Source organism: Nitrososphaerales archaeon, from assembly GCA_025058425.1.
GTDB lineage: Archaea > Thermoproteota > Nitrososphaeria > Nitrososphaerales > JANXEG01 > JANXEG01.
On the sequence record JANXEG010000063.1, the window covers coordinates 1 to 7,141 of the forward strand.

The 7,141-nt window shown below is 42.2% G+C and carries 9 protein-coding genes and 1 CRISPR repeat array; of the genes, 6 read left to right on the top strand and 3 right to left on the bottom strand.

Annotated features, from left to right (window positions below):
- Positions 1–46 precede the first annotated feature (46 nt).
- Positions 47–322: a CRISPR direct-repeat array (repeat unit 24 nt; unit sequence GAATCTCGTGAAGAGAATTGAAAG).
- A 100-nt stretch (positions 323–422) separates the two neighbouring features.
- Entirely contained in the window at positions 423–974 is a 552-nt protein-coding gene (locus tag NZ896_06150) for a gamma-glutamyl-gamma-aminobutyrate hydrolase family protein (GenBank protein ID MCS7117032.1), read from the bottom strand.
- Positions 975–1,272: 298 nt separating this feature from the next.
- Between NZ896_06150 and NZ896_06155 the strand changes: the two genes are divergently transcribed.
- From NZ896_06155 to NZ896_06180, 6 genes are all read left to right on the top strand, one after another.
- Positions 1,273–1,518 carry a hypothetical protein gene (locus tag NZ896_06155; GenBank protein ID MCS7117033.1) on the top strand — a complete coding sequence of 82 codons (246 nt, stop codon included), beginning with the start codon at positions 1,273–1,275 and terminating at the stop codon, positions 1,516–1,518.
- Complete coding sequence (locus NZ896_06160; protein MCS7117034.1) at positions 1,515–1,919, top strand: hypothetical protein; 405 nt, start codon at positions 1,515–1,517, stop codon at positions 1,917–1,919. Before NZ896_06155 ends, NZ896_06160 begins: the two co-directional genes overlap by 4 nt.
- A gap of 7 nt (positions 1,920–1,926) precedes the next feature.
- Positions 1,927–2,172, top strand: coding sequence for a hypothetical protein (locus tag NZ896_06165; protein MCS7117035.1), 246 nt, complete (start codon positions 1,927–1,929; stop codon positions 2,170–2,172).
- 155 nt (positions 2,173–2,327) lie between these two features.
- Positions 2,328–2,654 (top strand): hypothetical protein, encoded by a 327-nt coding sequence (locus NZ896_06170; GenBank protein ID MCS7117036.1) that lies wholly within the window; start codon positions 2,328–2,330, stop codon positions 2,652–2,654.
- Positions 2,655–2,812: 158 nt separating this feature from the next.
- On the top strand, positions 2,813–4,333 hold the full coding sequence (locus NZ896_06175; GenBank protein ID MCS7117037.1) for a terminase family protein: 1,521 nt from the start codon (positions 2,813–2,815) through the stop codon (positions 4,331–4,333).
- Complete coding sequence (locus NZ896_06180) at positions 4,330–5,790, top strand: GNAT family N-acetyltransferase (protein MCS7117038.1); 1,461 nt, start codon at positions 4,330–4,332, stop codon at positions 5,788–5,790. Before NZ896_06175 ends, NZ896_06180 begins: the two co-directional genes overlap by 4 nt.
- A gap of 200 nt (positions 5,791–5,990) precedes the next feature.
- Here the strand turns inward: NZ896_06180 and NZ896_06185 are convergent, their stop codons facing one another.
- Both NZ896_06185 and NZ896_06190 read right to left on the bottom strand, forming a co-directional pair.
- Positions 5,991–6,350 (bottom strand): hypothetical protein, encoded by a 360-nt coding sequence (locus NZ896_06185; GenBank protein ID MCS7117039.1) that lies wholly within the window; start codon positions 6,348–6,350, stop codon positions 5,991–5,993.
- Positions 6,351–6,533: 183 nt separating this feature from the next.
- A partial coding sequence (locus NZ896_06190) for a UPF0280 family protein (protein ID MCS7117040.1) occupies positions 6,534–7,141 on the bottom strand: 608 nt, incomplete at its 5' end.

Genomic DNA, 7,141 nt, shown 5'->3' on the forward strand with positions numbered 1-7,141 from the left:
GAATTGAAAGTTACATCAACGTGTTTCAACCCCTCGTCACTGAGCAGAATCTCGTGAAGAGAATTGAAAGTGTATTAAGAAAAAGCCAGCATCAGTTTCTAAAATTGTGGAATCTCGTGAAGAGAATTGAAAGCATGGAACGAGCTCATTTTTTGAAACATCAAAAATAAGAATCTCGTGAAGAGAATTGAAAGCAAGTGTTCAAAGCTCTGTTTTCTCTATCTATGTATGTGAATCTCGTGAAGAGAATTGAAAGTGATATTGATAACCACGGGCAAAACTATGCCGTTAGAAAATGGAATCTCGTGAAGAGAATTGAAAGTTCTTCATCCCGTATATTCTCAAATCACGCCCGGATCCTATAATTTAGTGTTGAGATATCTTATTAACGGTAGAATCAAACATAATACTCAAGAACGAATTCAGATCGAAAATAAGAAATTCTTCAATATGAAGATGCCATCTTCATTCCCATACTCTGGATGAAACTGCACCCCATATATCCTCTTACTCTTATGTGAGAAGATCTCATTTTCACATACGTTGGAATAGGCGAGTGATTCGAGAGCATCCGGTAGCCTCGATACTTTAAAGATATGTGATTCATATACGTATATGCGTGATCTATTCGATGTCAGAGGATTCTCCTTCCTCACAATTACCTCCCTAAATCCTTTAAAGAATTCGTTCATCCTCATCAAAGTACCACCGAAGTATGTAGCTATGATCTCGGCACCGTAACATATACCGAGGGTCGGTATATCCTCCCTCTCTATCATCCTTAAGATCCTCAGATTCGCTCTGCTGATATCCTTCGACATAACCATCCTACCACTCAAGATGACCTTGGAGTATCTATTCAAATCCACCTCTGAATCGTACCTTTTGATCGTAAACTCTACATTTAACCTTCTTAAGATCTCCTCCAAGTTCGATATCAATGATGATAGATTATTTATGATCAGGAGCCTCATACTCGTTAGATGGTTAATCTTAAGGTTTTAAGGTTTAAATCTTTAGATCGATTATATCTTTAACTTCCATCTAATAGCGTAATGGAATAATGGATTTTAGCATTAGAGCATCGCGATAAATTGGCAAAGACTTTGGACTTTAACCAGAAGTATCGATTCGCTGAATATTTTGTGCAAATGTATCAGATTGCAACTTCATACTCATATAACACATGGCACCATGGTGCCATGGTGCGCTCCCACCATCGTGCTCTCCGAAATTCTATAAATATTCCATCAGCCTTCCCTTTCACAAGTGATGAGCTCTGAGCTCGGAAGTTTAGAAGGCAGTTGGAGCGAACCTAAACAATTGGACCGTTTGGTTAGGAAGCTTTTAAATCGTGCGATGCGAGAGATTCATCTAAGAACTGTCAAGAAGAATAAGCACCATAACTACAATAACTACGATGAGCACAATAACTACAATAGGCATAATGAGCATAATAGGCATAATGGGCACCATTCTAAGAATGAAATCAAGGGTTTGAAAAGGTTTTCACTATGATCGATTTTTCGAAGTTTAAGAAGGGCGATGTGTTGGCTGTAGGTTGGAGTGATGCGAGTGTAAGTAAGGGTGTGAGAATCAATAGACCGATACCTAATAAAACTCTGGATACACCTCAATTCGACGTAGGTTTCTTCGCTGGTATCTTCAAGGGTTTGAGCAGTAAGCGCTCCTACGTCGTCCTAGTGAATGAAATTACCGATTATGCGATAGGCAAGTGGGTTACGATTCCTTGCTCTATAATCGATAAAGTCTACTTCATCGGTAACTGCCCCGATGATCTTTTAGATATCATTACAAATATCCCAGAGAAGGTCGTCAAGAAGGTTATGCGTTCGATCAAGTATGGTTTGAAGTTTAGGCACGATTCGATCCGTTTAAGGAGTATAGAGGAAGGATGAAGGATGAATGGTGGTGGTAAGAGATATGTCTGAAAGAGTGAAAAGAGTGATAGAGAAGAAGCCCAGACAGATCATAAAGACACCTAGGCTGGAGTTGAGGTTAAGTGAGAGGGATTATCGGGGTATTCTGGCATTTATGCTGGTAATCGGTCTGATAATTCTTCTCATGAAGGGCGATCTTCAAGGTGCTAATGTGTTGGGACCTTTAGCGGGTGCCTCAATAGGTTGGTATTTCTCAAGAAGGAGGAGGTGAAGAAAGTGAATGTGAGTCAATCCAATCGACCTGATCAAATTAATCAAATCGATCAAATTAATCAAATTAATCAAATCGATGAAGTTGAGTATAGGGCTTATCGAATCATACTCAGGGAACTTATGCGATTGAGTGAAATTACTCAAAAAAGATCGGTGAATAAAGAGGTTCGAAGAGAAGAGAAGGATATAGAGGATAAGGCGATTGAAACGAATAAGAAGGCAATCATTGAAAGATCTAAAGACTTCATCGAAAAGGCGAGGGTGTGGAGCGGTCAGAATGAGCTCGCTAGCTTACTTGCTTGGCAGCTCTATATAAAGGCCCAAGCTTACCTTGAACAAGATGATACCAAGAATGCACAGAAATTCTACAATCTGATGATGAGAGCATTGAAGTTGAGCCAGAAGGCTTTAGAGAGATTCGATCTGGATGAGTTTGAGAGGAGGCTTAAGAAGTTGGAGATGCAGAGTGGCGAGTCTTAATACCTTAATGAATTTTGTTCCAGATCCTTGATTTGGTGCTAGATTTGGTGTCAGATTTGGTGTCAGATTTTTTAAGAAAAAATAATTTTTTTCTCACACGAGCAGCACTGAAGATACCAAATCTGACAAGCCACATATGTAGAATCTACCGAAGGGGGATGCACTCCCTATGGAGGAGGTTGGAGAAGCTCGAGGTTATAGAGCTTGAGCGTGATGAGAAGAGCATGGTGTATGAATGTGCGAAGATACTGGCAGATATTTCAAATCTGCCTAGAAATGCGACCTATAGGCGAATCATTCCTAAGTGCGAAGAAGAGTTAAATGCTGTAAAAGAGCTCTATGAAAAAATTCATGATAAATCTCTTCATGAGCTCCTAAATCCTTTGACCTTCTGTAGAACATTCCTCAACTGGAACCCTCTATCGTATCAGATCGCTTTACTGAATGATACATCGAAACAGATAGTGGTGAGGTGGACGAGGCAGTCTGGTAAGACTACGACCTTTGCAGCAAAATCATTATTCTTCTGCATAACAAAACCGAATAGCCAAGCATTAATCACATCACCCGGCTTAAGGCAGAGTATGATCGTGAGCGATAAGATAGAGGAGATCATCAATAAAATGAATGCTGTAGCGAGGAGGGCATGGATTAAAAAGGTTCAGCGCCAGACGATCACTTTTCACAATGGTTCTAGAGTGAAGGCATTGCCATACTCGTTACATAGGTTAAGGGGAGAGACCTGTGATCTAATATTCGTCGATGAGGCATCATTTATCAGAGATGATGAGATTCTATTTGATAGTATATTGAAGCCTATGCTAGCTACGAGATGGCAGAGGGGTGCACAGATCATAGTATCATCGACACCGTGGGGTAAGAATACGATGTTTTATCGCTTCTGCGAAGATCCTATAGTAGCGAAGGATTGGAGCCAACATCATATTACATGGAGGGATGCGGTGAAGGAAGGATTGATACCCTTAGAGTTCATCGAGGCCCAAAGAAGATCCATATCTACGGAGAGGTTTCAAAGAGAGTATGAAGCAGAGTTCGTTGAAGATCACGATTCTTACCTGACTCAAGACCTCATCGCCAGATGCCAAGATCCAGAGTTGGAGTACTGGAGTTTTGATCATTTCATTAAGGATAAGGAGTTGTATGCGGGCATAGATCTGGGGAAGAAGCACGATTATTCAGTGATCGCGGTACTGGAGAAGGATCACTTTCACGAGGATTATCCACTTAAGCTGGTACATCTGAAGAGGTTCGAGCTCGATACCCCTTACGCTTCAGTGATAGGCTATATGAAGATACTATCGGAGCGGTGGAAGATATTCCATAGGATCTGTGTGGATCAGAGTGGTGTAGGTGAGTATATTGTGGAGGATATGAGGAATGCGGGTATAGAGAATATTGAGGGTGTTGTATTGACGATGCAGAAGAAGGAGGAGGTTTTGGGTTATTTGAAGCAGGTTATGCTCGAATCGAAATTAAAGTTGCCATACGATGAAGATCTAATCATTGAGATGAATATCGAAAAGTACGAATTGACAAAGGATGGTCATATTAAATTCTCGCATCCTGAGCATTGTCACGATGATCGCTTATGGGCTCTGGCTTTAGCGGTATATGCGAGTAGGGGTAAAGAATCTTCGGGTATGATTATGCCAGTATGAGGCTCTTCATCAGACTAAAGGAACCGAAGAGGGTCTTTAAGGTCGATAAGTGCTTCTCGACACGATCTATCATTACAGATAGGACCGTAGAGGTCTCGGAAATCTTTGGCATTGGTGTGGATGAAGAGAAGGTATTCGATGTGTACAAAGGATTCACCATCGATATCAACAGAGGCGATATCATCTATATAACGGGTGATAGCGGAGGAGGAAAGTCTATACTCCTCAAGGAGCTGGCGGAGCAGATGAACGAATATGAAGAATTTAAAGATGTGATGCTCGATAGATCGGTGGAGCCTATAATACTCAGAGACTTCGCAGATAGACCGCTCATCGATTGCGTTGGTAGAGATACCAATGAAGCGCTCAATATTCTGAGCATGGCCGGCTTGAATGAAGCATTCCTCTTCCTTCGCCGATACTCGGAATTATCGGATGGGCAGAAGTACCGCTTTAGAGTTGCGTGGATGATGGATCAACACAATGTAAAGACTTGGGTATTCGATGATTTTACAGCCTTGCTCGATAGAGTTACGGCGAAGGTCCTAGCGTACTGTGTGCAGAAGGTAGCAAGGAGGTTGGGGAAGACGCTACTCGTGGCTACGACTCATAGAGATCTGCTCGAGGATCTGAATCCAAATATCTATATAGATAAGAGGTTTGGGAGCGAGGTTCGTGTGAAGATCCTTCAACCCACGCCGAGGGAATGTAGTATATTGAGGGATGTGAAGATAGTCGAGGGTTCGAGGAGGGATTACGAGGCTCTGGAGCAGTTCCATTATAGAAGCTATTCACCACTACCGAGCTTCGTCAATAGATTCTACGTGGCGAAGATGGATGATGAAATCATCGGTGTAATAGCCTACGGCCCTCCCTACTGGAATATCAGAGCGAGGAATCTGATCCTTCCACAGTACAATATCACACCAATATCGGAGAGGTTGAGGCTCATAAATAGAGACTTCTCGAGGATCTGGAGGGTGATAGTGGCACCGAAGTACCGTAGTATAGGTCTAGGGATAAAGCTGGTAAAGGAGACACTACCCTTAATCGATAAGCCCTACATCGAGGTCTACGCTGTGATGGCCAAGTATAATCCATTCTTTGAGAAGGCTGGTATGATACCCGTTGAGACTGAAGTCGATAAAGATTATGAGAAGATTCTCGCAAAGCTTCAGAGGATGGGCTTCGATCTAAAGCTCCTCGGGAGTAAAAGGTATAACCTTAATGTGATCAACAATCTATCGAGTGAAGAGATCGAGGAATTAAAGGCGATCATACTCAGAGGATTTTCAGCACCGAGGTTTAGGGGTAAGCGTCTAGTTACATTGGCAGTAAAAGGTGATAAGGATGCGATGGCCGAGGTCTTAAGGCGCCATCGGTTGAACCCCCTCTACCTCATATGGAAGAATCCGAAGTTTAAAGAATATCCAGACCCCCTAATTCTAAAACGTTAGACCTTAAGAGCGATTCGCTACTTCTATACATCGATCCAAATAACCATCAATACCCATCTAGGATTTTATAGAATCCCTTTCTACATACTTAATACTTACTCAACATCTTGATATTCTATTCAGATCTGATGAAGTTGCCATTCTATGGATTCATTATATCATCATAATGATATCAATACCATTATCATTATCATTAGATGCTACCTTGCTCTGAAGAGTAGCCATTGATCCCCCTTCATCCTCACCAATCTGTAAGAACCATTCAACCTCCTTCCTTTCAAATCAAATTTTATCACATTCTCACCCCTTTCTATCAATTCATACTCGCCACCATCCCAGATCTCTACAGTACCCGCACCGTACTCGCCTTCGGGTATTGTACCTTCAAAATCTATGTAATCGATCGGATGGTCCTCGACCTCTATCGCCAACCTTTTAATATTCGTTACAGAGGGTGGCTCCTTCGGTACGGCCCAACTCTTCAGAACACCATCCATCTCGAGCCGAAGGTCCCAATGTAGATGCCTCGCTTGGTGCTTATGAATAACGAACCTTGGCATGATCGATACCTTCGATGAAGTTATTAATTATAAATTGTTGAGCAATATTTAGATTATTAGATTCGCATCTTTCTACTAAGTCCTTAACCCATCATAATCATCAAAAGTGTGCGTGGTGTATCGACTTAGAATGCCGATCTCGATGATGGTAAATGTATGTGTATGTATTTTATTATTATTTAATCAAAGGAATCTCTTATCTGGGAAGGTTTCGTGGAGGCTCGCTCTAAAGATATCATCTACACTACCATCGAACTTTACGAGTTGAGGCAATCTACCGACCACACCCGCATACTTGCCACGGATGATCAGCGCACCCCTTACGTAAGGTAAGGTCTCCGCCAACTCCAATCCAGACTGTACAGATGCTTCACAATCATCACCTTTAACAGAATTACATACAGCGGTTGCAGCGGCATCGGCGATAGCTGCCGAATCTGCGATGATGACTACCGCATCCGCCTCTCCAAAACTCAGAGCATGGCTTACGGTGGCAGAGCTTGTAGCTATACCTATTGGGAAATCATCTCTAGATAAATGAAAACCGATCTTACCAGATAGTGGTGATCGGGCTGCATATATGCCTACATTAATCGGCTTCAACGATAGAGCTGAAATCTCCCCTCCATTCTCGATCAGATTTACCAGACCGCCTTCATGAATCATAACCTCAACACCGAGCTCTGCCAACGTACCCGGTACCGCTGCCATGGGTCCTACATTCATCAATTCCGATGCGAATGCTGCAACCTTGACGATACGTGGTGCCGTCTCTTCAACCTTCACAGGGC

Coding starts and splice junctions, on each gene's coding strand:
- NZ896_06160 (MCS7117034.1), top strand. CDS start 1,515: ATGATCGATTTTTCGAAGTTTAAGAAGGGCGATGTGTTGGCTGTAGGT.
- NZ896_06150 (MCS7117032.1), bottom strand. CDS start 974: ATGAGGCTCCTGATCATAAATAATCTATCATCATTGATATCGAACTTG.
- NZ896_06155 (MCS7117033.1), top strand. CDS start 1,273: ATGAGCTCTGAGCTCGGAAGTTTAGAAGGCAGTTGGAGCGAACCTAAA.
- NZ896_06165 (MCS7117035.1), top strand. CDS start 1,927: ATGGTGGTGGTAAGAGATATGTCTGAAAGAGTGAAAAGAGTGATAGAG.
- NZ896_06180 (MCS7117038.1), top strand. CDS start 4,330: ATGAGGCTCTTCATCAGACTAAAGGAACCGAAGAGGGTCTTTAAGGTC.
- NZ896_06175 (MCS7117037.1), top strand. CDS start 2,813: ATGCACTCCCTATGGAGGAGGTTGGAGAAGCTCGAGGTTATAGAGCTT.
- NZ896_06185 (MCS7117039.1), bottom strand. CDS start 6,350: ATGCCAAGGTTCGTTATTCATAAGCACCAAGCGAGGCATCTACATTGG.